Consider the following 25,888-nt stretch of genomic DNA (forward strand, 5'->3'; position numbering starts at 1 on the left):
GGAAACGGTAAGGACAGGAAAAAGACAAGCGGCGACGCGCGCGTTCAGCCGTCGGGCGACACGCTCGCGCGCCAGCGCGCGATGCCGTCGGGCACCTGCGGCGACGCGGCGCGCACGAGCAGCGGCAGCCGCACCACGAACACGGTGCCGACGCCCTGGTTCGATTCCGCGTGCAGCGCGCCCGCGTGCGCGGCCACCACCTGCGCGGCCAGTTGCAGCCCGAGGCCGAAGCCCATCGAGCCGCGCTTCGCGAGCGGCGCGAAATCCGTCATCCGGCCGTCGGCCGTGAGGCCCGGCAGGCCGCCCGCCCAGTCGCGCACCGTCAGTTCCGCGTAGGCGTCGCGCACCCGCAGCCGGATCTCGACGCGCGCGCCCTGGCGCGACGCCTGCACGGCGTTGTCGATCAGGTTCTGCAACGCGCGCGCGATGAACACGCGCGCGCCGTTCAGCCACAGCGGCTCGGCGTCGCCGAGCCACAGTTGCAGCGCCACGCCGCGATACACCGCGCCGACCTCGAGTTTCGGCACGAGATCGCGCAGCACGCGGCGCAGGTCGAAGCGGACGAAATGATGGTGGCGCAGGTCGTCGGCCGCCGACGCGACCAGGTAATCCTGCCCGAGCAGCAGCGCATGGCGCGCGAGCTGCGCGATGCGCGCGAAGCCGCCGCACGCCTCGAAGGCGGCCGGATCGGCGTCGCGCAGCTCGGTCAGCGCGAGAATCGAATTCTGCGGCGAGCGCAGGTCATGCGCCAGGAAGCGCAGCGACGCCACGCGTTCGTCGAGCGCGCGGCGCAGCGGCGACACGTCGACGACCGACACCGTCGCCGCGATCTGCGGATCCCCGTCCACCGGCTGCAGCGTGAGCCACAGCACGGCCGGGCCGGCGGCGAATTCGAGCCCTTGGGTCAGTTGTTCGAACAACGAGCCCGCCGAGGCCTCGAGCGTCTCCCCCAGGAGCGCGCCGACCGCCAGCCCGACGGGCAGCGCGCGGCCGAACAGCGCCTGCGCGCGCGCGGTCGCGGCGACGATCGCGCCGCTCGCATCGAGCGCGAGCGTCCCCCACGGCTGATGGTCCTGCATGATCTGGAAGCTGCGGGCCTCGGCCCCGTGCGGCACGCTCAAGTTCGACTCCGGCGGGCGATTGATTCGGCGGTGAAACGGGCGGGCCACGGCGCGGCCTCGCGAGCGCGCAGTGTGTACCGATTCGAAAGCGCTTGTCCAGTGCCGCCCGTCCGCACGCTCAGAAATCGGCCTTCTGGTTCAGGTCGCCGGTGCTGACCGTCACCTCGTTGGCCGAGAACTGCATGTTGCCACCCGCGCCGCGCGCGCCGACGTGCGCGTCGACGAACGGATTGCCGCCCGTTTCGAGGCGCTCCAGTTCCTTGGTCGCGCCCGAGTTCAACGACACGTTGCCGTCCTTGTCGATCGTGCCGACCGAATTGCCGCTGCCGTTGTACAGGTTGCCCTGCGAGTCTTCCTTCAGGTGCAGCGCCTCGCCGCCCGCCCGCGTGTTCAGCTTGATGTCGTGCAGGCCCTGGCCCGCCGCGCCGCCGTTGTTCTGGCCGTTGACCGATTGGTTGTTGCCGTTGCCGTTGCCGCCGTGGTTCCCCACCGAGTTGTCGTTGCCGCCGGTGCTGTTGCCCGGCGCGCCGACATCGTCGCCGCCGCCGCTGTCGTCGTCGCCCATCAGCAGCTGCTCGATCTCTTCGAGCAGCTGTTCGATCTTGGCGTCGCGGCTGCTCGACGAGCCGTTCGTCTGGTTCGTTTGGGGATGAATGGTGTTCGCGGAAATGCTGTTGATGCAGGTCATGTGCGCCCTCGTTGAAAAGGAAAAGAAAAAGGAGCGAACGGTGAACGCATCCAGCGCCATCCGTTCGCCGACAAGCTTAAGAAAGCGGCGCGCGCGCGCGGCGCGCCGCGCGAAGCGACGTCGCGCGGGCCGAACCGCCGCGCGCCGGCCGCCGCCCGGCGCAGCGGCGCTTCGCCGGGCGCAACGCGGCTTCGCGCAGGGCATCCCGCCCCGCGCGCGGAACGCCATGATCGCGGCCATGCTTCCACTCGTTCCTGTTTAAAGCCCTGTCATGGCGATCAAACCCTGCAACGCGGCGGCGTCGCGCATCCTGCTGTCGGTGTTTTCGGCGGGGCTGCGCGCGAACGCCCACGCGGACCTCGACGAACTGCTGCTGGCGCTGCGCGTGCTGCAACCGCGCAGCGCGGCGGTCGATCTGTGCGACGTGCGCCTGCGCATCAGCCGGCGCGACTGGATCGGCGCGCTGCACATCCTGCGCACGCTCGAAGAACAGGATCGCGGCACGCCGCTGTGCGCCGCGCTGCAGGGCTGGTGCCTGTATTCGATCGACGACGACGACTGGCGGCGCTACGTGCAGACCGTGCTGCTGTCCGGCGACGAGGCGTCGACCTCGCTCGTCGGCCGCTTCCTGCGCGTCGAGACGCTGGCCGCGTCGGCGGCCGACGACGTGGCCGTGCGCATCGGCCACCTGCTGCGGCTCGATCGGCAACAGTGGGCGCGGCACCTGGACAGCGGTTGATCGATCCGATCGCGCGGCCGGCGTCGCGCTTCGACGCCGCCGCGCAGGCTCGCCTCATGCACGGCAGCCCGCCGTCCCGCCGCTCGCATGCGGCCTCTACCGAACCACGGGCGTGTTTGTACGCCAACGCCAAGGAGACTTTTCATGAACCCCATCGGCAGCACACCGGCCCCGATCCGGCACACCCCGGCCTCGTCCGCACCCATGTCCGGCGCGGATCAGGGCACGGGCGCCACGCCCCAGGCGACGAAACGCCCGGGCAGCACCATGCATCCCACCGCCGAGCTGCAGAAAAAGCGGCAGAAACCGGGAGTGACGCAACAGAACGCCGCGCCGTCGCCGCCGTCCGGGCGCAAGATCGCACAGCCGTTCAGCCCGAAGGCGCGCCTGCAGGCCCGCATGCATGCGGCCAAGCCCACGTCGGATGCGGGAGGCGCGGCGAAGGCCGCCGGGCAGCCGCCAGCGCCCGCCGCGTCCGCGCCCGCGACGCCGACGCCGCCTGCGCCCACACCGACCAAGACCGAGACCGCCGAAGTCCAGCCGCAAACCATCGACGCGACCCCGACGCACAAGCCCGTGTCGGATTCGGGCAATGCGGCATCCACCGAGAAGCCGGAAACCACGGCCGCGCCCGTGCATACGGCCGCTCCGGCCAAGGCCGAGGCTGCCGAGATCCAAGCCCAGACGGTCCACGCGACATCGACCCACGCCACCGCGAACACGCATGCGTCCGGCCAGACACTCGCGGCCTCCGGCATGCCTTCCATACAGGAGATCGACCACGCGGCCGATCAGGCGATCGTGATGCAGCAGGCGCTCGCGCGCGCCACCCAGAAGATGGCCATCGCGGAGCTGCTCAACAGCTTCGCGCAGAAGATCATCGAGATGCTCAAGAAGGCCGTGCAGTCGTAAACCGCCGATACCGCGCGTGTCATGCGCGCGGGCGTCCGGCCGATCCGCGAGCGGCCGATATGCCGAGCGTGGTCTTGTTCGTGTTCGAAGGGCTCCGAACGCGCCTCGTCAGACATGCGCCGCGCCCCGGTCGCAACGCGCAATCTCCCGACCGCACGACAACGAGGCGAGAACGCCAGTGGTTCCACGCGCCCATCTCGTGCAGCCCGCCGTCTTGCACTCGTTCGAAAAACGCCAACCGCGCCGCCTCGAACACACACCGGCACCCGCTCACCACGCACAACATCCCCGTATACGACAACGGGGCGCGGACCCCATCGGACCCGCGCCCCGCTACCGTCCCGCACGCCGCCTTACGCGCGCTCGAAAGTCTCCGACGGCGCTTCGTCGAACATGCGCCGATACCCGTTCACGAGCGTCGAGCGATGCTGGATGCCCCAGCGGCTCGCGATCTCCAACACGCTTTCCGCGCGCGGCGCATCCGACAGCAGCTCGCCGCGAATCCGTTCCATGCGCTGGCGGCGGATCAGTTCGCTCGGCGTCAGGCCCAGGTGCGCCTTGAACGCGGCCTGCAACGCGCGCTCGGTCACATCGATGTGCGCCGCGACCTCGCGCACCGACAGATCGCGCTGATCGAGCCGCTCCATCAGGTAGCGATACGCGCGCCGATACTTGCCCGGCAGCCGCGCACTGACGTCGTCGCTCGGCGCGCCCGCCTGGGTGCCGCAGCGCGCGATCGCCAGCGCCGGCGCGAGCGCCGCTCCGTCCGAACGCACGTGCCGCACCGAGGCCAGCGCATAACGCCCGTACAGTGACGCCGATTCGCGAATCCGCCCCTGCTGCTCGCGCACCTTCGCCGCGCAATACAGATAGTCGAGGGTCCAGCGCACGTGGGTGCCGCAGCGCGCGGCCGCGTCGCGATACGGCGCGATCATCGCGTCGGCCACGTTCGGCGCGCGGCCCGCGAGCGCCGCGAGCGCGACTTCGAGCCGCACGCTGCGCTGGTATTCGCCGATGCCGGCCTTCGCGCACCAGTCGACGTGCGCGTCGATCCGCGCGAGCGCCGCATGATCGCCGTCCGCCAGCCGCCGCACTTCGTGAAGATAGCTGAGCCGCAGGCGCAGCAGCAGCGGCGCATCGTCCATCGCGAAATCGGGTTCCGCGAACGCGCCGGGCGGCAGGTCGGCCAGCACCGAGCGCCAGTAGACGTGATCGTCGAGCGCATCCGCGCAGCCGACCTGGTATTGCAGCAGCAGGTCCGCGCGCAGCGCGCCCGCCAGTTGCCCCCAGCGCGGATCGGCGCCGGCGGCCGTCGCGACACCGGCCGCCGCGACATCAAGCACGTCGAGCGCCGCCATCGCCGCGTCGGCGCGGCCCAGGTGGTGCATCACCACGCACATCCCGAACAGGCTTTCGAGCTTCTGCGCGGGCAGCGCGGCCCGATCGTCGACGATGCGCTGGAAGCCCGCCTGCGCCACCCCGAAGCGGTTCTGGAAGAACGCCTGCCAGCTGGCGTTGCGGCAGGTCATCACGCGGGTCTGGTCGCGCGCGTCGCGCAGCAGGCGCTGGGCGCGGCGGAAGGTTTCCTCGGCCTCTTCATGGCGGCCGAGCGCGAGTTGAATATCGGCATAGGCCTGCATGTCGCGCAGGTCGACGCCCGCGCCGCCCGGCTCGACGTCGCAGCGCGCGGCGACGAACGCGGCCGCATCGGCGAAGCGGCCGTCGAGCACGCGCGCGGCATAGCCTTCATGCGCGGCGGGATGGGCAAGCGCGGCGGCGGTGGCGAAGTACAGAGTCGAAAACATGGCGGATCCTCCTGCTGGAGATGGCAAAGACAAATGGGCTCGAACACTCCGCGCAGCGGGCCTGGGGCCGTGGTGTTGCGTGGAGGCATGGCGCTATCGTCTCGTCCGGAGGCACTTCGCGCAGCAGTTTGTGACGATCCGTTACGATTGCCCGGCGGGCCGCCCGAGGCTAGACCCGCAGCCAGAAGTACTCGCCGGAGGCGATCCCCTCGAACATCTCGTCGCCGGACTCGATGATGTTCTGCCGCCAGTAGCGGCCGTGCTCGGCGTAGTGGGCGAACAGGTCGGCGACGGTCTCGCCGCTCACGTCGGGCGTGAGCGGCAGGCGCATCAGCAGCACGATGCCGCCCGTGTCCGCGTCGAGCCCGAGCTGCGCCTGGTCCTGCGCGTAGATCAGCAGGTTCGCCTCCAGCAGCAGCCGGTAGATCGCGAGCGTGCGGCCCGCGCTCACGATCCCGAAATGAAAGTTGACGTACATCGACTCGGGATCGTCGTCGAAGTAGTCGAGACGTACGTCGAAGCCCTCGACGTCGATCGAACGCGTTTCGAGCACATAGTCGACGTCCGGCAGATCGACGACCGCGCACACTTCCGTGACGATCTGCACATACCGTTCCCAACTCATGACTGCTCCCTCGTGATCTCCCGCGCTCAAAACAAGACAGCCGGCGCGCGCGCCGGCTGCCCAACCGCGATACCCGGCAACGCCCCGCTTACTGCGCGGGCTTGGCCGCGTCGGCCAGCATCTTGACGGCCTGCTTCTTGACGTCGTTCTTGACGGTCGTTTCCTGCATCTGCATCTGCGCCTGCGTCGCCGCGTTCGACAGTGCCATGCCTTGCTGAGCGGACTTCTCGATGCTGCCGATCGCGTCAGCCATGCCTGCGTCACCCATCAGTCCCGACACCAAGCTCATCGGATTCAGACCCATTGCGATTCTCCAAAAATAGCGCGTGTTCCCACGCATTCACGGTGATCCGGCCATGCCGGCGGAATTGCCGGCCAGCCGCCTGCTTGACCGCGTCGCCCGCGATTCGTCCGGGTCGGCCCTCGGGCCGGGAAACCGGGCGCCCGCGCGCGGCGCGGCAATACCCCTGCCGCCGTTACGCCGCGGCCCGCGCGTTCGCTTCCTGCAAGGCCAGCACGATGCGCTGCGCCGCCAGCAGGCCGCGATAGATCTTCTGCATCGCGTCGCGGTCGTAGTCGTTCGCCGCCTGCGAGGTGGCCGCGCTCAGCCGCTCGGCGGTCTCGCCGAGCGCCGTGCGGATCGCGCCGACCCGCGCGGTCGCGTCGGGCGCCGTCAGCGCCCGCTCCAGCGAGCCCACCTCGGCCGCGACCCGTTCCAATGCTTCGTACATGCTGTTTCCCCCGTCAGTTGAAATCGTGCGCGTCGTCCGGCGACGCGCCCGCGAACACATGCTTCACCCCATCCGGCGTCTCCACGTAGCGCACCTCGCCGATCTCCAGCATCCCGGAGTACGCGATCGGCGTCGGCGCGGCGCCGGACTGGCGCGCCTCGACCTCGATCGCCGCGACGTTCGGCCCGACATCGGCCCGCACCCGCTCGACCGCCGCTTTCAGGCGGGCGAGATCCGGCACGTCGCCCGTCACGCGGAACCGGCCGCCGCTCGTATAGGCCACCGTCACGCCCGCCACGCCCAGCGATTCGCCGATGCTCTGCGCGTCGTCCTGCGCCACGTCGTACTGACGCTCGACCCGCCGCGCCGCGATCCGGTCGAACAGCTTGCGCACCGCGAGGTCGTCGGCCGGCGTCGCCACCATGCCGGTGACCGCGATCATCGCGCCGCGCGGCGCGACCCGCAGCTCGCGGTAGCCCGCGTGCTTCAGTTCGGCGTCGAGCCGCCGCGCCAGCGCGTCCGGCGTCTCGATCCGCACCACCGTGCGCGGATGCGCGCTCGCCAGCATCGTGCCCGTCGCGAGACCGCCCGCCACCAGCGCGCCGACCGCCGCCGCCACCGCCGCGAGCTTGCGCTGCGCGCCGCGCCGCGCGGCTTCCGCGCCCGGCGGCGGCGCCCACAAGGCGGCCAGCAGTTCCAGGTCGCTCGGCCATGCGCCGTCGGCCGGGCCGACGCACAAGGCCGTCTCGCCGAACGGCACCGGCACGAAATCGAGCATCAGCAGCGGCGAGCCGTCGGCGTCGAACGGATCCTCGGCCGTCTCCGCCGGGACCGGCGCGGCGCGGCGCGCGCTGACCACGCCCTGCGCGTCGATCGTCAGCAGCAGGTCGCCGTCGCGCCAGTCGGTGATGCGCACCGCCGCGTCGTCGTTCGCGCCGATCCGGTGTTCGCCGGCCTCGAGCGCGATCTCCGCGCCGGCATGCAGGCCGGTCAGGATACGCAGCAGTTTCATTCCACTCTCCTTGCCTTGAATCGTTCGTGGTGCCCATCGAATCGTGGCGGCCTGACTGCTTTGCTGCCGGCGGCTCATCGATTCGCCATGTCGTCAGAATAGGGCCGACGGTCCCGATGCCACTGCCGCGATGCGAATCCAGCGACGTTTTTGCGAAGCATCGCGTCGCCGGCTGCGCTCAGCGCGCGGCCGCCGCGCCGCGCCGCAGCGTCTCGACGGCCGCGAAAGCGCGCTGCGCCTGCACCTGCGTCGAGGGCCGCTCGATCTGGAACAGCATCAGCGGCAGCAACAGGCGATGCGACCGCGCGCGCGCGCCGTCCGCGCCGGCCTGGCGCGGCGCGGGCTCGCCGCCCATCGCGTCGACCAGCAATTGCTTCACGCCCGCCCAACCGATCGGCGTCAACGGGCCGCTGCGCAGCCGCGCCGCGAGCAGATCCGCGCTGTGCGCGAGCAAGGTGGCGGTCAGTCGCGCAGCCGGCTCCTGTTCCGCGCGTCGCCCGAGTTGCAGCAGCGTGTCGGCCCACAGATGGCGCAACGCGTTTTCGCGCTCGACGCCGTCGGCCCCGCCGGCCGCCACGCTGCTGAACATGCGCGGCGCGGCGGCGCCCGCCCCCTGCGCGCGCCCCTTGCGCACGCGTGGCAAGGCCAGCACGCGCGCGCCGCCGTCGTCGCGTTCGCGTTGCTGCTGGCCGCCCTGGCCGCCGCGTCCGCCCTGGCCGCCCGAATGCCGCTCGTGCTCCTCGTGGCCGGCGACGTGCGCGTGCGTGGAAACGTCCTCCTCGCCCGAATCGACCGCTTCGTTCTGGTTGTCCGCGCGCTTGCGGCGGCGGGTCGGCGCCGTCGTCTTCGGGCGCGGCTTCAGCTTGCCGAGCATCTGGTTGCGCGCGGCCGTCGCGAGGTTCTGCGCGCCGTTCGCATAGGCGAAGCGCGTGGCGTAGCGGCCGTAGGTGCTCGCGGCGCGCGCGCGCACCAGCCGCCGCCGGCGCGCATCGGTGCGCGCCGTCTGCATGGCCTGCGCGGCCTGCGCCGCCTGGTTCGGGGCATTCAGCACGCGGCTCACGACGGCACCGCCGCGCTCATCAGCTGCTGCGCGAAATGCAGGATCTCGCTGGCCGCCCACGGGCCGGCGATCGCGATGGTCACGGTCACCGCGACCAGCTTCACGCCATAGGAAATGCTCTGTTCCTGCAGCGACGTGATGGCCTGCACGAACGAGATCACCAGCCCGGAAAATGCCGCCACCAGCACCACGGGCAGCGAGATGTAGAGGCACATCATCATGCCCTGCGTGGTCAGACGGATCAGGTCGTCGACTTCCATCGTCGGGTTCTCCTCCAGATCAGGAATAGGTCAGCACGAGCCCGTGCACGAGCGTCGACCAGCCGTCCATCACGACGAACAGCATCAGCTTGAACGGGATCGCGACGTTGGTCGGCTGCAACTGGTTCATCCCCATCGACATCAGCACGTTCGCGATCACGAGATCGACGATGATGAAGGCGATGTAGAGGATGAAGCCGATGCGGAACGCGTCGGTCATCTGCGCGAGCGTGAACGCGGGCGCGAGCACGATGAGGTCGTCCTCGTGCAGCTGCGCGGCCGCTTCCTTCGGCCACACCACCGAGGCCGAGCGCAGGAAGAATCGCTTCTCGCGTTCGCGCGAATGCGCGGCGAGGAACTTGCGGAACGGCTCGCGCGCCGCGCCGAACGCCTGCAGCATCGCCTGCGTCGGCTGCGGCGACAGCGCCTGCCCCTGCAGCTGCTGCTGCGCGGCGAAGCCGATCGGCGCCATGATGTACAGCGAGACCAGGATCGCGATCCCGTTCAGCACCATGTTGGGCGGCACCTGCTGCACGCCGAGCGCGTTGCGCAGCAGCCCCAGCACGACGACGATCTTCGCGTACGAGGTGACCACCATCGCGATGAACGGCACCATGCTCATCACGAGCACGGCGAGCAGCAGCCCGGTGAGGTCGTTAAACTGAACCATCGTCGCCCACCATCCGGCTGATCCGCACGCCGAGATGCGCGCCGACCGCCACCAGCTCGCCCGCGCCGATCGTCTGCCCGTAGGCGACGAGCCGCACCGGCACCGCGCGCGCCGGCACCGGCAGCTCCAGCACGTAGCCCGGGCCCAGCGCCGCCAGCTCCGCGACCGCGAGCGACAGCGTGTCGATCTCGATGTGCACCGGCAGTTCCAGCGCGCCCAGCGCGGCCGGCTCGGGGGGCGTCTCGGCCTCGGTTTCGACCGGCTGGTCGAGGTCGTTCGCAATCTCGGGGGTATCGGTCATCGTCATCGTCGTGTCCTCCATCAAAACCATTGCATGCCATTGGCGCGCGCCGCGCGCGCCCCACCATGCGCGCAGCGGCGCGCCCTCCGCCGTGCCGAAGCCGGCCGGCGTCACGCCGAGCAGCATGTCGCCCGGCCGCAGGCCGCGCACCACGTCGAGCGGCAGCCGGCGCGTGCCGAGCCGCACCCGGCCCGGCAGCCGCACGCGCGCGAGCGCATCGCCAAGCGGCGCGCCGGCCGCGCCGCGCACGCGGGCGGCCAGCGCGTCGAGCCAGGCCGGCTCGATGTCCACCAGCACGCACGCGCACGGCGCGTCATTCCATTGGAAGCGCCACGCGCGGCCCGCCTGCGGCGGCAGCGGCGCGGGCGCGGCGCGCAGCGCGCCGATCGTCACGTCGTCGAGCCCCGCGCCCGCCAGCGCATCGCGCAGCGGCGCGAGCAGCGCGCTCGCGAGCGCCGCGCGCAGCGACAGGCTCGCATCGCCGCGCGCGTCGCCCGCCGGCGCGGCCACGACGGCAAGCGCCGGGAACGCGGCGAGATCGAAGCCGATGCGGGCCGTCGCCTCGCCGAGCCGCAGGCTCAGCAGGCCCGGACGCTCGAAGCTCGGCCACGGCTCGGCCGCCCGCCATTCCGACAGCCCGGGAAAGCGCGCGAGCCATGCCGGCAGGCGCGCATCGGCCAGCACCCGCGCGAGCGCGGCGTCGCACGTGTCGAAGGCGGGCAGCGGCAGGACGGTGGTGATGTCGGCCGCGGTCGGGCGCGCGGCGATGCTGTCCGGCGGGATTGCGACGGGTGCCGCGCCGGCCGCCGCAAGGGCGGCCGCGGCATCAGCCGCCGCGGCGTCGGCCACTACGGCATCGGCCGGCGCGGCGTCGGTTGCCAAGGCAACGGTCGCCGCAACATCGGTCGCCACGGCATCGGCCGCCGGTAATTCGATAAGCAGATCGTCCATGGTCGATTTCGGGCTGGTTCTCGGGCGCGGCGCTCAGGCGACGTCGATGTCGATCGCGCGCGGCACGCCCAGGTGGGCGAGCAAGGTGTCGAGGCGCGCATGCAGCAGCGCGCGATGAGTGGAGAGTAGTTGTCGCGTGGCCGCGTCGGCGGTCTCGAACCGAAGCCGCAGATCGAAATGCGAAAGCGCCACGTGGAGCAGCGTGGCCGGCAGCAGCGCGGGATCGAGCGGCATGCTCAGGTCCCACTGCGCGCCCGCGTCCTCCGCGCACAACGCGGCGATCTCGCCCGCGAGCGTGTCCGCGATGCGCACCATGCGCTCTTGCTGCGCGAACACCTGGTTGACGAAGCCGTCGGCCCCCGCGCAGGCGCGCGCCATCGCCTGGCGTCCCTGCGCATCGGGCAGCGCGTCGGGCTCGCGCGCGAACGGCGTGGCCGCATCGCGCGAGGGACGGCGCTCGCGGCGCGGGTCGGCATCGTGCGCGGCCGGCGCGACCGGCGCCGGCGCGCGCCGCAGCAGCTGCGCGTAGTCGAAGCCGCGCCGGGCCGCGCGGCCGCCCGTCGCGCGGGGAACCTCCGCGCCCTCGCCCGCGATGATGCGCAACGGCCGCAGATCGACGCTGCTCATCGTCGCCCCGCTCACATCGTCACGCGGCCGAGCGGCCGCAGTTCGACCTGATCGCCAAGCTCCTGGTACGAATACACCGCGAGCCAGCCCAGCCGCGCCTCGATCATCCGGCGCGTATACCGCCGCACGTCCATCGAGGTGACCAGCACGACGTCGTCGCGCGGCGCGACGCCGACGAACGACGCGATGCTGTCGACCAGATAGCGCACCTGCTCCGGCGGCAGCGCGAGGAAGTTGCCGGCGGGCGTCTGCTTGATCGACTGGCGGATGTGCTGCTCGACCGGCAGGTCCAGCAGCACCGCCGCGAGCTGCTTCCCGCCGCGCGCCGCGCGATACGCGAGATAGCGCGACAGGTCGCCGCGCACGTACTCGGCGAGCATCAGCATGTCCTTCTCCTTCGGGCCCCACGCGATCAGGCTTTCCATGATGTCGCGCGCGTTGCGGATCGGAATGTGCTCTTCGAGCAGGCGTCGCAGCACGTCCGCGATCCGCTGGGTCGGCAGCGCCTTCTGCACTTCCGCGACCAGCCCCGGATAGTCGAGGCCGAGCTGATCCAGGATCCATTGCGTCTCCTGGATGCCGAGGAACAGGTGCGCATTGCGGCGCAGCAGCGCGATCGTCTCGTGCGCGATCACCTGCTCGGCCCGCCACGCGCGCTGCTCGGCCGGCACCGCCTTGTCGTCGATCCAGTAGCTGCGCGCGAGCCCGCCCGCCGGCCCGCGCTCGGTGCAGCGGCTGGCGAGCGCCGGGTCCGCCGCCGCGTCGGGCAGCATCGTCTGGCCGGGCGGCAGCTCGAAGCGCGACTGCGGCACGTCGCGCATCAGCACCTCGCAGGTCGATTCGGGCAGCTCGGCGCTCGTCCACAGCGTGATGCCGGGGAACGGCAGCCCCTGCTCCTCCTGCAGCTTCGCGCGCTCCTCGTCGAACGCCTGGTCGAGCGCGGCGGGCGCGAGCCGCGCGACGAGATCGGGCGCGATCCGCACGCCGATCGCGCAGGTGAACAAGGGCGCGCGCGGCAGGATCGTCGGCGTGCTGCTCTTCGCGCCGGCGCGCTGCAGCGCGACCACCGGCTCGCCGCGCGTGACGGCGCGGCGCTTGCCCTTCTGCAGCCGGTAGCCGGCGAACGCGAGCATGAACGACAGCAGCAGGAACAGCATGGCCGGGAAACCCGGCACGGCCGCGAAGCCGATCAGCAGCACCGCCGCGAAATACAGCGCGCGATAGCTGGTGCCCAGCTGGCGCGCGATCTCCGAACCGAGCGAGCTGCCCTCGCCGTCGTCGTGATCGTCGGCGACGCGGGTGATCATCACGCCCGCCGCGACCGAGATCAGCAGCGACGGGATCTGCGACACCATCGCGTCGCCGACCGACAGGATCGAGAAGCGGTTCGCCGCCTCGCCGGCCGTCATGCCGTGGTACATCACGCCGATCGCGATGCCGGCCACGATGTTGACGAGCGTGATGATGAGCCCGGCGATCGCATCGCCCTTGACGAACTTCATCGCGCCGTCCATCCCGCCGTGCAGCTGGCTTTCCTTCGCGAGCGTGCCGCGCTTGCGGCGCGCCTCCTCGGGCGTGAGGATGTTCGCGCGCAGGTCCGCGTCGATGCTCATCTGCTTGCCCGGCATCGCGTCGAGCGTGAAGCGCGCGCCGACTTCCGCGACCCGCTCCGAGCCCTTCGCGATCACGATGAACTGCACCGTCGTGATGATCAGGAACACCACCAGCCCGACCACGAGATTGCCGCCCACCACCAGTTCGCCGAAGCTCTCGATGATGTCGCCCGCGTTCGCGTGCAGCAGGATCGACTTGGTCGACGCGATGTTCAGCGAGAGCCGGTACAGCGTCGTGAACAGCAGCACCGACGGGAACACCGACAGCGACACGATGCTGCCGACATACATCGTCACCATCAGCAGCGTCACGCTGATCGCGATGTTGATGCCGAGCAGCACGTCGATCACTTCGGGCGGCAGCGGCAGGATCATCAGCGACACGATCGCCACCACCAGCGCCGCGATGCCGACTTCACCGCCGGCGGGGAGTTTGAGGGTCTTGAGCATCATGCGGGCCTCGCATCGGGAGAAACGGACGCCGGGTCGGCATCGCGGGCGCCCGCGACGGCCTCGACCCAGCGCAGGATGGCGGCGACGGTCTCGAACAGCGCGTCGGGGATCGCGTCGTCGCATTCGACGCGGTACAGCGCCCGCGCGACGGGCGGATTGCCGACGATCGGCACGCCGAGCGCATGCGCTTCGCGGCGCAGCGCGAGCGCGCCCGCATCGAGCGCCTTCGCGATCACGCGCGGCAGCGGATGCTCGTCGGGCGCATAGCGCAGCGCGACCGCGTAGTGGGTCGGGTTCACGACCAGCACGTTCGCCTGCCCCATCCGCTGACGCGGGCCGGGGGTGGTCGCGAATTCGCGCGCGAGGCGGCGGCGCTCGCCCTTGGTGTGCGGATCGCCGTCCGACTCCTTCATCTCGCGCTTCATCTCCTCCTTGCCCATCCGGTTCTGGCGGATGAACATGATCTTGGCGATCTTGTAGTCGGCCGCGGCCAGCACCGCGATCACCATCAGCACCACGCCGAGCAGCTTCATCAGCAACGTCCACAGCACGCGCGACAACTGCGGCGCGGGCTCGTAGATGCTCGCGGCGACGAGCGGAAACAAGCCGACCACCACCTTCCAGACCACGCACAGCAGCACCACGGCCTTGACGATGGTCTTGGCCAGCTCCAGCAGCGCCTTGAGCGAGAAAATGCGCTTCAGCCCGGCCATCGGGCTGATCGAATCGAGCTTCGGCATCACTGGTTCGAGCGTGATCATGAAGCCCGCCTGCGGCGCCTGCGAGCCGATGCCCGCGAGAATCGCGCCGGCCGCGAACGGCAGCGTCAGCCACACCGCGTCGCCGGCGAGCGCGTACAGCGTCGCGAGCGCGGCCTGCGGCGAGCGCTCGCTCGCGACGAAGTCGAGCGCGGTGCGCATCAGATGTTCGAGCCCGCCGCCCAGCATCGCCTCGCCGGTCGACAGCACGCCGATCACCATCGCGAGCGTCGCCACGTCGGCGATGTCCTTGCTCTTCGCGACCTGCCCTTTCTCACGCGCCTTCCTCAGCTTCTGTTCGGAAGGCTCTTCGGTTTTCTCTTCTGCGTCGGCCATCGCCGTCCGCTCCTGTCGAGAGTCGTAACGACGCGTACCTTAGCCGCGCCGCCCGCGCGCGCCCCGCGCGGACCCGAAGCCGCGCCGTCCGACGCGAAGCGCGCGCGCCGCTTCGCCTCCGGCGCGCGTGCTTCGCATCGCGCGCCGGCCGGCCGCGCGGCGCTGCTACCTTGCGCTCCAGACCAACACGCTTTCTTCAACGTCACGCGGAGCACACACCATGGAAGATTCACGGCCGACTTACCTGCGCTGCAACCAGGCCGCGCTGAACGGCTTGATCGACGCCGCCAACCTCTCGCTCGGCGGCGCCCTCGACGGCCCCGCCGCCGATCCCTACGACATCGGCCTCCTGATCGACGCGCTGCGCGTGCTCGCGCCGCAGCTGCCGGCCGCCGACATGTTCGACGGCATGCTGCACGTCGCGCTCGGCAACTGGGACGACGCCGCGCGCTGCTTCTCCGACATCGCCAACGGCTCGTCCAACGCGAACTACGGCCGCGCGCTGCTGGCGCTCGCGCTGCACGGCAAGCGCGATTCCGCATGGCGGCTCGCCGCCGATGAGGTGCTCGCGGCCGGCGGCCCGGCGCAGGCGATCGCGCTGGTGCGCGCGCTCGAACGCCAGAACGACGTGCTGCTCGCGAAGGAACATGCGCAGCGCACGGGCGTCTGGGAACTGCCGGAATCGGTCGCGGCGCTCGAGGAGCCCGCCGCCGACGCGCCCACCACGGCCGGCTTCGACCTGCAGGCCGCGTTCGCGCATCAGCAGTTCCTGCGCATGTAAGCCCCTGGAGGCCCGTATGCATCCCACGCTTTCCGTCACCGAACTCACACGCGCGCTCGACACCACGCTGGGTGAAACGACCCAGGCCGCCGCGGCCGACGTGCCGGCCGCCAGCGCCGAGCGCTTCCAGGCGCTGATGGCGGGCGCGACGCCCGCCGCGCCCGTGGCGCACGCGCAGCAGACCACCGCGATCTCGAAGCTGGTCGAGACCGCCGACACGCAGATGCGCCAGGTGCTCGACAACACCGAGTACCTGAGCCTGCATGCGGGCGAGCTGTCGCTCAACGAGATGCTGGCCGCGTCGATGCAGTTGTCCGCCGAGGCGGCCGCGATGCAGATCGACCTGCAGGCCAAGATGAGCGTGGTCACGTCGACCAAGGACGCGATCGGCTCGCTGATGAAGAACCAGTGACATGAAAACGCCCCGTTCCCCCCTTCCCGCGCCGCGCTCGGCGCGCTGCTGCTGGCCTGCGCGCTGCTCGCGGGCTGCCAGCAGGAGCTGTACGGCGGCCTGGCCGAGCGCGACTGCAACGAGATGCTCGCCGCGCTGCTGCAAAACGGCATCGACGCGCAGAAAAAGACTCCCGACGCCGGCAAGACCTGGACGCTCGCGGTCGACGACAAGCAGATCGTGCGCGCGATGGAAGTGTTGCGCGCGCACGGCCTGCCCGCCGCGCGCTACGACGATCTCGGCGCGCTGTTCAAGAAGGACGGCCTCGTCTCGACGCCGACCGAGGAGCGGGTGCGCTTCATCTACGGCGTGTCGCAGGAGCTGTGTGTCGGACACGCTGTCGAAGATCGACGGCGTCGTGGTCGCGCGCGTGCACATCGTGCTGCCGAACAACGATCCGCTCGCGCAGACCGTCAAGCCCTCGTCGGCATCGGTGTTCATCAAGTACCGCCCGAGCGCGAACCTCGCGACGCTGACGCCGCAGATCAAGAACCTCGTCGTCCACAGCGTCGAGGGGCTGACCTACGACGAAGTCAGCGTCACCTCGGTCGCGGCCGACCCCGTCGACCTCGCCGCGGCCGCGCCCGCGCAGAAAGCCGGCGGCGCATGGCTCGCGGCCGGCGTGGCCGCGCTCGTCGCGCTGCTCGGCCTCGCGGCGGGCGGCGCGCTGTGGTGGCGCCGCCGCGCGGGCGCCACGGCCGCGCCGGGCGCCGCCGCGTCGGGCGCCGCCGCGCCGAAGGCGGCCGCGTCATGAGCCCGCCCGGCGTGAGCGACCGCGCGCGCTGGCTGGCCGGCTACGACGCGAACCTGCGTCGCGCGGCCGACTGGGTCCACGTGAGCTGGCACGGCGCGCTCGCGCCGCTCGTCGCCACGATGCACGCGCACGCGCCGGCGCTGCGCGCCGCCTGCTCGCAGTTGCTGCTGCGCACGCTCGGTCACGCCGCGCCGGCGCTCGATGGCTTCGACGCGCCGGCCGACCGGCTCGCCGCGCTGCCGATCGACGACGCGCTGCGCCTGCTGCGCCTGCGCGCGCGCTGCTCGCGCGGCACACGGAACTGCGGCACTGGATCGACCGCGCGAGCCGAGCGCGGCTCGCCGCCTGGGTCGGGGCCGACGCGGCGCGCGCGCTCGCGACGCTGCCCGATGCGCCGCGCGCGCGCGCCGACGCCGCCCCGCCGCTCGCCGGGCAGTCCGACGACACGCTCGCGTGGGAAGGCTGGTGCCGCTTCGAGCGCGAGCGCGCGTGGTCGCCCGCCGGCCCGACGCGCGCCGTGCGCTTCGCCCTGCCGCGCGACGCCGCGTGCCCGCCCTGGCTCGCCGACGCCGCGCCCAACGGCGACGGCGCGGCGCTGCTCGCGCGCCTGCTCGCTCAACATCCGGAGTGGTCATGGTTGTCTGGCTGAAAAACCACGGCGTCCCGCTCGCCGACGATCTGTGTCTCGACGTGCCGCATGGCGTGCTGCCCCGCGACGCATTCGAAACCGTCGCCGCGCTCGCCGACGCGCTCGATGCGCTCGCGGCCGAACGCGAAGCGGTGCTGCGCGCCGCCGCCGAACAGGCCGAGCGCGTGCTCGCCGACGCACGCGCCCAGGCCGACGCGCTGGTCGACGCCGCCCGTCTCGAACACGACCACGCCTACGCGCGCGGCTACGACGCCGGCTCCGCGCAGGCGCTCGCCGACTGGCACGCGCGCGCCGCCGACGCCTTCGAGGAAGAGCGCCGCGTGCGCGACGGCATGCGCGAACGGCTCGCCGAGCTGGTCGCGGCCGCGGTCCAGCAGATGGTGCGCACCGAAGATGCGCGCGGCCTGTTCGCGCGCGCGGCGGAGACCGTCGAACGGGTGGTCGCGGATGCGAGCTACCTGACCGTGCGGGTCTGCGACGCCGACTACGAGACCGCCCGCGCGCAGTTCAGCGAACTGGCCGACGCGTGGCGCCGGCAGGGCCGCAACGTGCCGGTCGAAGTGCTGGTCGAACCGCGCGTCGCGCCCGGCACCTGCCTGTGCGAATCCGATTTCGGCACCGTCGACGCGAGCCTCGACACCCAGCTCGGCGCGATCCGCCAGGCCCTGTCCCGCGCGCTCGAGGATGCCCGACACACATGAATACGATGACTGACCTGTCCCGCATCGCGGACGCGATGGCCGCGCGGCTCGCGATCGATCCCGCCGTCAACATGACGGGCAAGGTGCTCGAAGTGATCGGCACGCTGCTGCGCGTCGTCGGCCTCGAAGTGACGCTCGGCGAGCTGTGCGAGCTGCGCAGCCCGTCGGGCGCGCTGCTCCAGCATGCCGAGGTGGTGGGCTTCACGCGCAACGTCGCGCTGCTGTCGCCGTTCGGCGCGCTCGGTGAGATCAATCGCGGCACCCGCGTGATCGGCCTGCGCCGGCCCCTCTCCGTGAAAGTCGGCGACGGCATCCTCGGCCGCGTGATCGACAGCTTCGGCGAACCGCTCGACGGCCGCGGCCCGCTCGCGTGCGACCAGATGCGCCCGGCGGTGCTCGCGCCGCCGCCGAACCCGATGTCGCGCAAGATGGTCGACGCCTCGATGGCGACCGGCGTGCGCATCGTCGACGGCCTGATCACGCTCGGCGAAGGCCAGCGGATGGGAATCTTCGCGCCCGCGGGCGTCGGCAAGAGCACGCTGCTCGGCATGTTCGCGCGCGGCGCGTCGTGCGACGTGAACGTGATCGCGCTGATCGGCGAGCGCGGCCGCGAGGTGCGCGAATTCGTCGAACTGATCATGGGCGAGGACGGCATGGCGCGCTCGGTGGTCGTGTGCGCGACCTCGGACCGCTCCTCGATCGAGCGCGCCAAAGCCGCCTACGCGGCGACCGCGATCGCCGAATACTTCCGCGACCAGGGCAAGCGCGTGCTGCTGATGATGGATTCGCTGACGCGCTTCGCGCGCGCCGGCCGCGAAATCGGCCTCGCGGCCGGCGAACCGCCCGCGCGGCGCGGCTTCCCGCCCTCGGTGTTCGCCGAGCTGCCGCGCCTGCTCGAACGCACCGGCATGGGCGAGCGCGGCTCGATCACCGCGCTCTACACCGTGCTCGCCGAGGACGATTCCGGCAGCGACCCGATCGCCGAGGAAGTGCGCGGCATTCTCGACGGCCACATCATCCTGTCGCGCGACATCGCCGCGCGCAACCAGTATCCGGCCATCGACGTGCTCGGCAGCCTGTCGCGGATCATGCCGCAGGTGACCACGCGCGAGCACATCGGCGCGGCCGGCCGGCTGCGCCAGCTGCTCGCCAAGCACCGCGAGATCGAGACGCTGCTGCAGCTCGGCGAATACCAGGCCGGCAGCGATCCGGCCGCCGACGAGGCCGTCGCGAAGATCGACCGGATCCGCGCGTTCCTGAACCAGCGCACCGACGAATACATGGCGGCCGAGGAAACGCTGGCCGCGCTGCACGAGCTGGTCCAATGAAGTCGCGCCAGCAACGCGCGTTCGAGACCCTGCTCGCGCGCCGCGAGAAGCGCGGCGTCGCGCTGCGCGAGCAGCAGTCCGGCGAACGCGCCGCCCAGGCCGCCGCCGCCGCCGAATTGGCCGACGGCGAAGCGCGCGCGCAGGCCGCGCTCGATACCGCGAACCGCTACACGGCCCGCCTCGGCGCGCTCGCGTCGGGCACCGATCCGTTCACGATCGGCGACTACAGCGCGTGCCGCCGCTACCGCGACACGCTGCTCGACGAACATGCGCTCGCCGAGACGCACTGCGCGCGGCTGCGCACCGCCTGGCAGGCATGCACCGAGCGGCTCGCCGACACCACGCGGCGGATCGCCCGCAACGACGCCCAGGTCGAGGTCGTGCGCGCACGCATCCAGCGGCTCGCGCGCGCCGCCGAGGCCGCCGCCGAGGATCTGCAGGACGAGGAAATCGAGGAAGGCGTGCTGGCCCGCCGCCTCGCCGGCCGGGAGAGCCGCGCATGAACGCCCACGACCTGTTCCCGCTTCAGCCGCTCGGCGACCAGCTGATCGGCTTCATCACGCTGCTCGGGATCTGCAGCACGCGCCTGCTCGTGCTGATGACGATCCTGCCCGCGACCGCCGACAGCGTGTTCAAGGGCACGCTGCGCACCGGCGCGGCGGCCGTGTGGTGCCTGTTCGTCGCGTTCGGCCAGCAGGCGCTGATTCCGCAGCTGCACGGCGCGTTCCTGTTCGTCGTGGCCGTCAAGGAAGCGCTGATCGGGCTCGTGCTCGCGTTCGCCGCCTCGACCGTGTTCTGGGCGGCGGAAGGCATCGGCACCTACATCGACGACCTCGCCGGCTACAACAACCTGCAGGTGCAGAACCCGAGTTCCGGCTCGCAGGCGTCGCTGATGGCGACCCTGCTGAGCCAGCTCGCGATCGCCGCGTTCTGGCTGCTCGGCGGCATGACCTTCCTGCTCGGCGCGCTCTACGAGTCCTACCAGTGGTGGCCGCTCGCGAGCTTCGATCCGATCCCCGCGCCGCTGCTCGAAGCGTTCGCGCAGGCGCGGCTCGCCGGCTTGATGGACATGGTCGCGCGGCTCGCGACGCCGGTCATGGTGATGCTGCTCCTGATCGACGTCGGCCTCGCGTTCGTCGCGAAGGCCGCGCAGAAATTCGATGTGATGTCGATCAGCCAGCCGCTCAAGGGCGCGGTCGCGATCCTGATCGTGGCGCTGCTCGCCGGCCGCTTCGTCAGCGAAATGCACGCGCAGCTGTCGCTCGCCGGGCTCGCCCAGCAGTTGCGTCAGATGACCGGCCATTGAACGCGCGGCCGCGCCGCGTTTTTTCCTGCCCAGGAGGGATGTCGTCATGGTTCGCCTGATTTCGCGCCTGTTTCAGTCCACCACGCCGTCCGCCGCCGGACACGAGCACGACGCCGCGCCGCCGCGCAACCGGGCGCGCGGGACAGCCGGGCCGCGCGGAGGCGGCCCCCTGCGTGACGCGCCGCCCGCGCGCCAGGCAGGCGCGCCGCCGCGCCTGCCGACGCCGCCCGCGCCTGCGCGCGCCGACCGCTGGTTCGAGGGCATTCCGCACGTCGAGGCGAACGCGGTCGCGCCGCCGCCGCCCCCGCAGCCGGTCGCGTTCCAGGTGCCGGCCGCGCCGCGTCAGCCCGGGCAGGCGTTCGAACGCGGCGAACCGGGATTCACGCCGCTGGAACTGAACGGCATCCGTCCCGAGGGCCCGCTGTTGAACGCCGTCGCCACGGCGCAACACGGCGCAATGGCCACCCACCTCGGCATCGGCACGCTCGCGGCGGGGCTCGCGCACGAAGGCGCGGGCGCGAGCCTGAACAGCCATGCGCTGTTCGCCTCCTGGCGCAAGCACAAGCGCTATGACAAGCAGTTGAACGCGATGCTCGACGCCGACGTCCGCGCCTTCCGGGCGGCCGCGCGAGGCCCTGGGCCCGGGCCGCGCCTCGACACGCTGATCCTGACCCGCGACGGCGACGGCGCGTTCCGCTACGACCCGGACAAGCTCGCGAAACTCGCGGCCGGCGCCGATCCGGAGCGGGCCGCCGAGCGCGCGCATGCGAAAGACGTGCTGCTGACGCTCTACATCCGCGATGAAGTCGCCGGCAAGCGGATGAGCCGCGCCGGCTACGAACTCAGCCGCAACGTGATCGGGATCGCCTCGGGCGCGGCGCTGATCGCCGGCACGCACGGGCTCGCCGCCGCGCCGGCCGGGGCCGCGGCGCTCGGCGCGAAGCAGGCGGGCTTCGCGCTCGGGCTCGTGAACGCGCTCGATGTCGGCAAGGGCATGCGCGGCGTGAAGCAGCAATGGCGCAACGACAAGGCGCGCGAGATCGAGCGCGGCGCGCTGTCGCGACGCCTCGCGCTCGATCCGGCGACGGTGCCCGTCGACACGCCGGCCGCCGCGCGCGACGCGATGCACGCGATGTTCAAGGAGCACAGCCGGCCCGATGCGGATCGCCAGTTGTTCGGACGGATTTTCCCGGGGCGGCTGATCGACGAGCGCAAGGCGACGGCGCGCAAGGAAGAACGCGCGGACCTCGTGGCCGCGCATGCGCTCACGCTGATCGATCGCGACCTCGACCGTTATGCGGGAGACGGCGCGGCGACGCTGCATGCGTTTCATCGCGCGGTGCATGCGCCGGGACAGTCCATCACGCAGCAGCGGCGCGTGCTGTGCGAGCGGATCGAACAGGACCCGCATCTCGGCAATGCGTACCGGCTGATGCGCGATCTCGGCATGCGCGGGCGCGAGGCGCGCTATGCGATCGAAAGCCTGATCGTGCGGCGCATCGAGATCGGGCTTGCGAACGATCCGGCGAGCGCGCACGCGCGCGCGACCGAAGCGGGCCGCGCGCAGGCCGAACGCGCGGCGAACGGCGAACGCACGGAAGGCGAGATCGTGGCGATGCGGGACGTATTGCGGCGACGGTGAATCGTGTCGACCGTGCGGGGCCGGGCGACCCCGCGCCGGCCCCGCCCGGGCTTATCGTGCGAACCGCGTGCCCGGGTCCGCATCCCGTTTCGGCATCGTCGGCGCGACGCAGCCGCCGATCGCCTGCTGCAGCGACACGTGGCCGCGCAGTGCGCCGACCGTCTCCCGGAGCACCCCGGCCATGAGCGCATGCGCGCTCGCGTCGTCCACGCTCTGATTGTGCCCGGCTCGCGCCTCCCGGTGCGCCGCCATCGCATCGACGAGCGTCTTCTCGCCACCGCCCTGCACGTAGGCCTGCAGCATGCCGCGCTTGACCCCCTCGCTTGCATCGGCCAGGCCCAGCAGCATCCCGGCCGCCGCGCGATACGCGTGGGGGTGGGCGTTCGGGACGTCCACGCCCCGCTCCCGCTCGATCAAACGCGTCACCGCTTCCGCCAGCGCTTCATCGAGGTCCGCGTCGTTGTTTTCCCTCTCGATCTCCGTCCGCCCCTCGTGCGCCGACAGCAGGCGCAGCACCTCGCGACGCGCGAAGTGGCTGCCGTCGGCTCCGGCCAGCACGTGGATCGGCGCGCCGTCCAGATGCCGCGCGGCGAATCCCGACGCGAGGCTCGTGTCGATGTATGCGCGCGCAGCGGCCAGACCTTGACCGTGCGCCGCCGCCTGATCGCCTGCCTCCATGTCCCGCGCGACGTGTTCGATCAGTTCGTCACGACCGACGATCCGGAGCGTCCCTTGTTCATGCAGGAACGTCGTGCATGCCTCGACGAGGTTGCCAAGCTCGGCGATCCGCTGCTGCAACGGCGGCATCGAGAACGCGATGCCGCGGACCTGCGCGCGGAAGGCGTCGATAGGCGAAGGCGACGACGTGTGCGTGGTCGCCGCCTCCGGCTCGTTCCGCACCTCGGTTGTCGTGACCACGGCGGCGACCGTGACGGACGCGGCCGGCGTGGCATGCGCGACCGCGGCCTCGGTCTGGGTGCGCGTGCTCTGGTTCGCGGAAAACGATTGAAACCGGTTGAGCGGCCCGCCCGAACGGCTGCGCGGCGGCGCGGGCGGTCGCGGCGGCGCCGGGCTCGCGGAGGCATTGGTCGAGCCTGGCGCGGGCGTGACGTGCGGCTGGAGCGATGCGCGCCCGATGGCCGAAATCGACGAGGAACTCATGACAGTGGTCTTTCCGCTTGGATTCAAGGACGCGCCGTGCGCGCCTGAACGCACGGCGCGCACGACGGGGCATGCGCGTCGCGCACCTGCGGCAGAGATATAGCGCAATCGCGGGCGTCGAGCGGCGCGGCGGACGAAGCGGCGTCGAAGCGGGCGAAGCGGCGAAGCCGACGCCGACGCCGACGCCGATGGATCAACCGGTTTCGAAGGCGCGCCTGCGCGCGGGCAAGCAGGTGCTTCGCCGCGCAGGCTCATCGACCGTCCGCGCCGCGTCGGCCGTCCCGCCGCCCCCGCCGGCCTTCCGCCGTCGCTGCGCCAGGTCTCCCCTCCCACCTCTCAACGATGAAGGCATGCAACATGAATCTCTATCAAGGCGTAGCACAATGGCCGTCGCACCGCGTGGGCGAGAGTCTCGTGATGATGTTTCCGGACGGGATCGAAGTCGGGAAACCTGTGATCACCCAATGGCACGGACACGCCGACAGCACCGAGCCCGCCTCCGCCCGGAAACTGGCCGGCAGGATCATCTCGACGGAAATCGCCGCGGCCGGCCCCTGGTTCCGTATCGAGCACGACGACAATTGCTCGTTCGACGTCGCCATCGGCGAACACGGCGCGCTGCTGAGCGTGGCGGTCAACGACCCTGAGCATCCGGCGACGCCCGCCTTCACGCTTCGCATCCACTATCCCGACCTGCCCGCCGCGAGGGGATTCATCTCGACCACCACCACGGTCTACAACGACGTCACGGGCAACGGCGGCACGGCGGCGGTCTACAACTGCATGCTGTCCGATTCGAGCGACAACGTCGAACTCCGGGATACGTTTCTTTCCGCCCTCGGGGAAATCTACGGCGTGGTGGGCCTCATCGTCTCCAAGACCGGCATCGTCCAGGAAGCGGGGATCGCGCTGGCCGCCGCCTCGATCGTGCAATCGAAGGTGCTCTCCTGGATCTACGGCGACACGACCCAGGGACGGGTGCAGGACATACTCGGCTATGGCGGCAGCATCACGCGCATGTCGAGAACGGGCTTCTTCCCCACCAACACGCTGACCATCACGGCCGTGACGATCGTGCGGAACGGGCGCGGAGAGCCTGAGCAACTGGTGATTCGGCAGGCCGTGAAGGACAAGCTCGGCGACGGCATCACCAGGCTGAGCACCCTCAAAGACCTCGTCGACAACGGCGAGCCGATCCTGCAGCTCACGCTCGACGACGGAAGCTGGGCCTTCGAGAGCAAGGCGCTGCTCTACTTCAAGGGCTGGAGGATCCGCGAGCCGGGGCGGCTCACGGCATTCGAATCCGGCGTGAACATGGTGCGCTGGCCGACCGGCCGATTGATCAACATCGTCCCCGGCGCAACCCCGCCCAATGGGCATTGGGATCACGCGCTGTCCTCGATCAAGGGCCTGGATCGCGATGAAGCGGCCACTTTCGGCTACATCTACTCACTGGACGCCGGCCGCGACGCGCGCTTCGGCATACTCGACGTGTTTACCGAGCCCACCCGGCATTTCGGGAAATTCGGGGGATTCGGCGCGACGGGCAAGATCGACGACACGGTCATCCTCGGCACCGCCGGCAACGAGGACGATGTCCGGGCCCAGATCAAGCGCTACCTCGAATCCTATCCGGACAAGACGTTTCCAGGCTTTACGTGGCGTCAGGCCAGCGGCGGGCCCGTCCATCCGTATCAATCGATCAGCAGCGTGACGCCCGTGCGCGATCCGCAGCAGTTTGTCTTCCTGCCGGCCGGTTCGCTGTTTCCTTATCAACGGCTGGTGCGGAAATAATGCTCGCGGGCGGTGGGACGCGGCGTCACGGCTTCGCCTCCGGCGTATCGTCGTCGCGCCCGTTCGGCGACGGCGTCGAACCGGCCACGCGGCCCGATTCGGCGACGCGCTGCGCAACGGCGGCACAACGCGGCTGCGCCTCCATGCGCGACGCGCCGTCCCGCACGGATGCGCCGGTCGCGCCCGCGCCCGGCCGGGTCTCCTCATCCGTCCGGCCTGCCTCGGGCTCCCGCGCGCCGCGTGTCGACGGCGGGCGCGTCGCGCGTTCGCCGTCTTCCTCCTCGTCGTCGCGCAGCCAACGCGCCACCAGCCGGTCGCCCACGACGATCACCACGACCCACGCAAGCCCGACCAGCGTATACGCGTCCATCAAGCGCACTCGCTCACCCGCCGCCGCCCTTCGCGACACGCCGCTCCACGACGCCGTTCACACATCAATACCCCTGGGCCCAGCGGCCATGCACCCAGCCCCAATGGTTGCCTTCCCAACGGTAGTGACCCTTGACCCAGTGATAGGCCGGCCCCGGCGCGACAGGCATCACCTCCACGATCGGCTCGGGCTGCGGCGGCCGCGCCGGCTCCACCACGCACGCCGACAACACGACAGCCACCCCCGCCGCCCACACCAGACTCCGCACCGGCACATTCCTCTTCATCGA

General features: G+C 71.2%; 28 protein-coding genes and 2 pseudogenes. 13 read left to right on the forward strand and 17 right to left on the reverse strand.

Annotation, left to right across the window (positions count from 1 at the left end):
• Positions 1-44 precede the first annotated feature (44 nt).
• A complete protein-coding gene (locus Bsp3421_RS12875; RefSeq protein ID WP_273998379.1) occupies positions 45-1,115 on the reverse strand; it encodes a sensor histidine kinase in 1,071 nt (356 codons plus the stop codon).
• Between the two features lie 124 nt (positions 1,116-1,239).
• Positions 1,240-1,809, reverse strand: coding sequence for a hypothetical protein (locus Bsp3421_RS12880; RefSeq protein ID WP_273996337.1), 570 nt, complete (start codon positions 1,807-1,809; stop codon positions 1,240-1,242).
• Between Bsp3421_RS12880 and Bsp3421_RS12885 the strand changes: the two genes are divergently transcribed.
• From Bsp3421_RS12885 to Bsp3421_RS12895, 3 genes are all read left to right on the forward strand, one after another.
• Positions 1,796-2,071, forward strand: coding sequence for a hypothetical protein (locus Bsp3421_RS12885; protein ID WP_273996338.1), 276 nt, complete (start codon positions 1,796-1,798; stop codon positions 2,069-2,071). The two genes, Bsp3421_RS12880 and Bsp3421_RS12885, sit on opposite strands and share 14 nt — an antisense overlap.
• Positions 2,072-2,080: 9 nt before the next feature.
• Positions 2,081-2,548 carry an HrpB1 family type III secretion system apparatus protein gene (locus Bsp3421_RS12890; protein WP_273996339.1) on the forward strand — a complete coding sequence of 156 codons (468 nt, stop codon included), beginning with the start codon at positions 2,081-2,083 and terminating at the stop codon, positions 2,546-2,548.
• A 144-nt stretch (positions 2,549-2,692) separates the two neighbouring features.
• Positions 2,693-3,460, forward strand: a complete 768-nt coding sequence (locus tag Bsp3421_RS12895; protein ID WP_273996340.1) for a hypothetical protein — start codon at positions 2,693-2,695, stop codon at positions 3,458-3,460.
• Positions 3,461-3,813: 353 nt separating this feature from the next.
• Here Bsp3421_RS12895 and Bsp3421_RS12900 read toward each other — a convergent pair whose 3' ends face one another.
• The 12 genes from Bsp3421_RS12900 to sctU form a co-directional block, all read right to left on the reverse strand.
• On the reverse strand, positions 3,814-5,265 hold the full coding sequence (locus Bsp3421_RS12900) for a helix-turn-helix transcriptional regulator (protein WP_273996341.1): 1,452 nt from the start codon (positions 5,263-5,265) through the stop codon (positions 3,814-3,816).
• Between the two features lie 169 nt (positions 5,266-5,434).
• Complete coding sequence (locus tag Bsp3421_RS12905; RefSeq protein WP_273996342.1) at positions 5,435-5,890, reverse strand: CesT family type III secretion system chaperone; 456 nt, start codon at positions 5,888-5,890, stop codon at positions 5,435-5,437.
• An 88-nt stretch (positions 5,891-5,978) separates the two neighbouring features.
• Positions 5,979-6,194, reverse strand: coding sequence for a hypothetical protein (locus Bsp3421_RS12910; RefSeq protein ID WP_273996343.1), 216 nt, complete (start codon positions 6,192-6,194; stop codon positions 5,979-5,981).
• A 172-nt stretch (positions 6,195-6,366) separates the two neighbouring features.
• Entirely contained in the window at positions 6,367-6,621 is a 255-nt protein-coding gene (locus Bsp3421_RS12915) for a type III secretion protein (RefSeq protein WP_273996344.1), read from the reverse strand.
• Between the two features lie 13 nt (positions 6,622-6,634).
• Positions 6,635-7,633, reverse strand: a complete 999-nt coding sequence (gene hrpD5, locus Bsp3421_RS12920) for an HrpD5 family protein (protein ID WP_273996345.1) — start codon at positions 7,631-7,633, stop codon at positions 6,635-6,637.
• A gap of 178 nt (positions 7,634-7,811) precedes the next feature.
• Entirely contained in the window at positions 7,812-8,693 is an 882-nt protein-coding gene (locus tag Bsp3421_RS12925) for a type III secretion system protein (RefSeq protein ID WP_443111446.1), read from the reverse strand.
• Positions 8,690-8,953 carry a type III secretion system export apparatus subunit SctS gene (sctS, locus tag Bsp3421_RS12930; protein ID WP_273996346.1) on the reverse strand — a complete coding sequence of 88 codons (264 nt, stop codon included), beginning with the start codon at positions 8,951-8,953 and terminating at the stop codon, positions 8,690-8,692. Before sctS ends, Bsp3421_RS12925 begins: the two co-directional genes overlap by 4 nt.
• A gap of 19 nt (positions 8,954-8,972) precedes the next feature.
• On the reverse strand, positions 8,973-9,623 hold the full coding sequence (gene sctR, locus Bsp3421_RS12935; RefSeq protein ID WP_273996348.1) for a type III secretion system export apparatus subunit SctR: 651 nt from the start codon (positions 9,621-9,623) through the stop codon (positions 8,973-8,975).
• On the reverse strand, positions 9,610-10,707 hold the full coding sequence (sctQ, locus tag Bsp3421_RS12940; RefSeq protein WP_443111513.1) for a type III secretion system cytoplasmic ring protein SctQ: 1,098 nt from the start codon (positions 10,705-10,707) through the stop codon (positions 9,610-9,612). Before sctQ ends, sctR begins: the two co-directional genes overlap by 14 nt.
• A 201-nt stretch (positions 10,708-10,908) precedes the next feature.
• Positions 10,909-11,502, reverse strand: coding sequence for a type III secretion system protein SctP (sctP, locus tag Bsp3421_RS12945; RefSeq protein ID WP_273996350.1), 594 nt, complete (start codon positions 11,500-11,502; stop codon positions 10,909-10,911).
• An 11-nt stretch (positions 11,503-11,513) separates the two neighbouring features.
• Positions 11,514-13,568 carry a type III secretion system export apparatus subunit SctV gene (sctV, locus tag Bsp3421_RS12950; RefSeq protein ID WP_273996351.1) on the reverse strand — a complete coding sequence of 685 codons (2,055 nt, stop codon included), beginning with the start codon at positions 13,566-13,568 and terminating at the stop codon, positions 11,514-11,516.
• Positions 13,565-14,662 carry a type III secretion system export apparatus subunit SctU gene (sctU, locus tag Bsp3421_RS12955; protein ID WP_273996353.1) on the reverse strand — a complete coding sequence of 366 codons (1,098 nt, stop codon included), beginning with the start codon at positions 14,660-14,662 and terminating at the stop codon, positions 13,565-13,567. Before sctU ends, sctV begins: the two co-directional genes overlap by 4 nt.
• Before the next feature lie 220 nt (positions 14,663-14,882).
• On the opposite strand from sctU, the gene Bsp3421_RS12960 reads away from it, so the two are divergent.
• From Bsp3421_RS12960 to Bsp3421_RS13005, 9 genes and pseudogenes are all read left to right on the forward strand, one after another.
• Positions 14,883-15,443, forward strand: a complete 561-nt coding sequence (locus Bsp3421_RS12960) for an HrpB1 family type III secretion system apparatus protein (protein ID WP_273996354.1) — start codon at positions 14,883-14,885, stop codon at positions 15,441-15,443.
• Positions 15,444-15,459: 16 nt separating this feature from the next.
• Positions 15,460-15,855: a type III secretion protein HrpB2 gene (locus Bsp3421_RS12965; RefSeq protein WP_273996355.1), complete on the forward strand. Its 396-nt coding sequence runs from the start codon at positions 15,460-15,462 to the stop codon at positions 15,853-15,855.
• Between the two features lie 45 nt (positions 15,856-15,900).
• Positions 15,901-16,648: pseudogene (gene sctJ, locus Bsp3421_RS12970) on the forward strand (type III secretion system inner membrane ring lipoprotein SctJ).
• Positions 16,645-17,297 (forward strand): annotated as a pseudogene (locus Bsp3421_RS12980) (type III secretion protein HrpB4). Before sctJ ends, Bsp3421_RS12980 begins: the two co-directional pseudogenes overlap by 4 nt.
• Positions 17,282-17,998, forward strand: coding sequence for a type III secretion system stator protein SctL (gene sctL / locus Bsp3421_RS12985; protein WP_273996356.1), 717 nt, complete (start codon positions 17,282-17,284; stop codon positions 17,996-17,998). The pseudogene Bsp3421_RS12980 and the gene sctL overlap by 16 nt, the downstream one beginning before the upstream one ends.
• On the forward strand, positions 17,995-19,326 hold the full coding sequence (gene sctN / locus Bsp3421_RS12990) for a type III secretion system ATPase SctN (RefSeq protein WP_273998386.1): 1,332 nt from the start codon (positions 17,995-17,997) through the stop codon (positions 19,324-19,326). Before sctL ends, sctN begins: the two co-directional genes overlap by 4 nt.
• Positions 19,323-19,829 carry a type III secretion protein HrpB7 gene (locus tag Bsp3421_RS12995; protein ID WP_273996357.1) on the forward strand — a complete coding sequence of 169 codons (507 nt, stop codon included), beginning with the start codon at positions 19,323-19,325 and terminating at the stop codon, positions 19,827-19,829. The genes sctN and Bsp3421_RS12995 overlap by 4 nt, the downstream gene beginning before the upstream one ends.
• Positions 19,826-20,632, forward strand: coding sequence for a type III secretion system export apparatus subunit SctT (gene sctT, locus Bsp3421_RS13000; protein ID WP_273996358.1), 807 nt, complete (start codon positions 19,826-19,828; stop codon positions 20,630-20,632). The genes Bsp3421_RS12995 and sctT overlap by 4 nt, the downstream gene beginning before the upstream one ends.
• A gap of 46 nt (positions 20,633-20,678) precedes the next feature.
• Positions 20,679-22,274, forward strand: coding sequence for a hypothetical protein (locus Bsp3421_RS13005; RefSeq protein ID WP_273996359.1), 1,596 nt, complete (start codon positions 20,679-20,681; stop codon positions 22,272-22,274).
• A 51-nt stretch (positions 22,275-22,325) separates the two neighbouring features.
• Here the strand turns inward: Bsp3421_RS13005 and Bsp3421_RS13010 are convergent, their stop codons facing one another.
• Positions 22,326-23,435, reverse strand: coding sequence for a hypothetical protein (locus Bsp3421_RS13010; RefSeq protein WP_273996360.1), 1,110 nt, complete (start codon positions 23,433-23,435; stop codon positions 22,326-22,328).
• Between the two features lie 414 nt (positions 23,436-23,849).
• Between Bsp3421_RS13010 and Bsp3421_RS13015 the strand changes: the two genes are divergently transcribed.
• Positions 23,850-25,229 carry a hypothetical protein gene (locus Bsp3421_RS13015; RefSeq protein ID WP_273996361.1) on the forward strand — a complete coding sequence of 460 codons (1,380 nt, stop codon included), beginning with the start codon at positions 23,850-23,852 and terminating at the stop codon, positions 25,227-25,229.
• Positions 25,230-25,254: 25 nt separating this feature from the next.
• On the opposite strand, the gene Bsp3421_RS13020 is transcribed toward Bsp3421_RS13015, so the two are convergent.
• A complete protein-coding gene (locus Bsp3421_RS13020; RefSeq protein ID WP_273996362.1) occupies positions 25,255-25,599 on the reverse strand; it encodes a hypothetical protein in 345 nt (114 codons plus the stop codon).
• A 64-nt stretch (positions 25,600-25,663) separates the two neighbouring features.
• Positions 25,664-25,885 carry a hypothetical protein gene (locus tag Bsp3421_RS13025; protein ID WP_273996363.1) on the reverse strand — a complete coding sequence of 74 codons (222 nt, stop codon included), beginning with the start codon at positions 25,883-25,885 and terminating at the stop codon, positions 25,664-25,666.
• Positions 25,886-25,888 lie beyond the last annotated feature (3 nt).

The sequence above is a fragment of the Burkholderia sp. FERM BP-3421 genome (assembly GCF_028657905.1).
Taxonomy (GTDB): Bacteria; Pseudomonadota; Gammaproteobacteria; order Burkholderiales; family Burkholderiaceae; genus Burkholderia.

Bases quoted from the DNA above. Each gene is read 5' to 3' on its own strand.
- Bsp3421_RS12880 (WP_273996337.1), bottom strand. From the start codon at position 1,809: ATGACCTGCATCAACAGCATTTCCGCGAACACCATTCATCCCCAAACG.
- Bsp3421_RS12890 (WP_273996339.1), top strand. From the start codon at position 2,081: ATGGCGATCAAACCCTGCAACGCGGCGGCGTCGCGCATCCTGCTGTCG.
- Bsp3421_RS12895 (WP_273996340.1), top strand. From the start codon at position 2,693: ATGAACCCCATCGGCAGCACACCGGCCCCGATCCGGCACACCCCGGCC.
- Bsp3421_RS12900 (WP_273996341.1), bottom strand. From the start codon at position 5,265: ATGTTTTCGACTCTGTACTTCGCCACCGCCGCCGCGCTTGCCCATCCC.
- Bsp3421_RS12905 (WP_273996342.1), bottom strand. From the start codon at position 5,890: ATGAGTTGGGAACGGTATGTGCAGATCGTCACGGAAGTGTGCGCGGTC.
- Bsp3421_RS12910 (WP_273996343.1), bottom strand. From the start codon at position 6,194: ATGGGTCTGAATCCGATGAGCTTGGTGTCGGGACTGATGGGTGACGCA.
- Bsp3421_RS12915 (WP_273996344.1), bottom strand. From the start codon at position 6,621: ATGTACGAAGCATTGGAACGGGTCGCGGCCGAGGTGGGCTCGCTGGAG.
- hrpD5 (WP_273996345.1), bottom strand. From the start codon at position 7,633: ATGAAACTGCTGCGTATCCTGACCGGCCTGCATGCCGGCGCGGAGATC.
- sctS (WP_273996346.1), bottom strand. From the start codon at position 8,953: ATGGAAGTCGACGACCTGATCCGTCTGACCACGCAGGGCATGATGATG.
- sctR (WP_273996348.1), bottom strand. From the start codon at position 9,623: ATGGTTCAGTTTAACGACCTCACCGGGCTGCTGCTCGCCGTGCTCGTG.
- sctP (WP_273996350.1), bottom strand. From the start codon at position 11,502: ATGAGCAGCGTCGATCTGCGGCCGTTGCGCATCATCGCGGGCGAGGGC.
- sctV (WP_273996351.1), bottom strand. From the start codon at position 13,568: ATGATGCTCAAGACCCTCAAACTCCCCGCCGGCGGTGAAGTCGGCATC.
- sctU (WP_273996353.1), bottom strand. From the start codon at position 14,662: ATGGCCGACGCAGAAGAGAAAACCGAAGAGCCTTCCGAACAGAAGCTG.
- Bsp3421_RS12960 (WP_273996354.1), top strand. From the start codon at position 14,883: ATGGAAGATTCACGGCCGACTTACCTGCGCTGCAACCAGGCCGCGCTG.
- Bsp3421_RS12965 (WP_273996355.1), top strand. From the start codon at position 15,460: ATGCATCCCACGCTTTCCGTCACCGAACTCACACGCGCGCTCGACACC.
- sctL (WP_273996356.1), top strand. From the start codon at position 17,282: ATGGTTGTCTGGCTGAAAAACCACGGCGTCCCGCTCGCCGACGATCTG.
- sctN (WP_273998386.1), top strand. From the start codon at position 17,995: ATGAATACGATGACTGACCTGTCCCGCATCGCGGACGCGATGGCCGCG.
- Bsp3421_RS12995 (WP_273996357.1), top strand. From the start codon at position 19,323: ATGAAGTCGCGCCAGCAACGCGCGTTCGAGACCCTGCTCGCGCGCCGC.
- sctT (WP_273996358.1), top strand. From the start codon at position 19,826: ATGAACGCCCACGACCTGTTCCCGCTTCAGCCGCTCGGCGACCAGCTG.
- Bsp3421_RS13005 (WP_273996359.1), top strand. From the start codon at position 20,679: ATGGTTCGCCTGATTTCGCGCCTGTTTCAGTCCACCACGCCGTCCGCC.
- Bsp3421_RS13010 (WP_273996360.1), bottom strand. From the start codon at position 23,435: ATGAGTTCCTCGTCGATTTCGGCCATCGGGCGCGCATCGCTCCAGCCG.
- Bsp3421_RS13020 (WP_273996362.1), bottom strand. From the start codon at position 25,599: ATGGACGCGTATACGCTGGTCGGGCTTGCGTGGGTCGTGGTGATCGTC.
- Bsp3421_RS13025 (WP_273996363.1), bottom strand. From the start codon at position 25,885: ATGAAGAGGAATGTGCCGGTGCGGAGTCTGGTGTGGGCGGCGGGGGTG.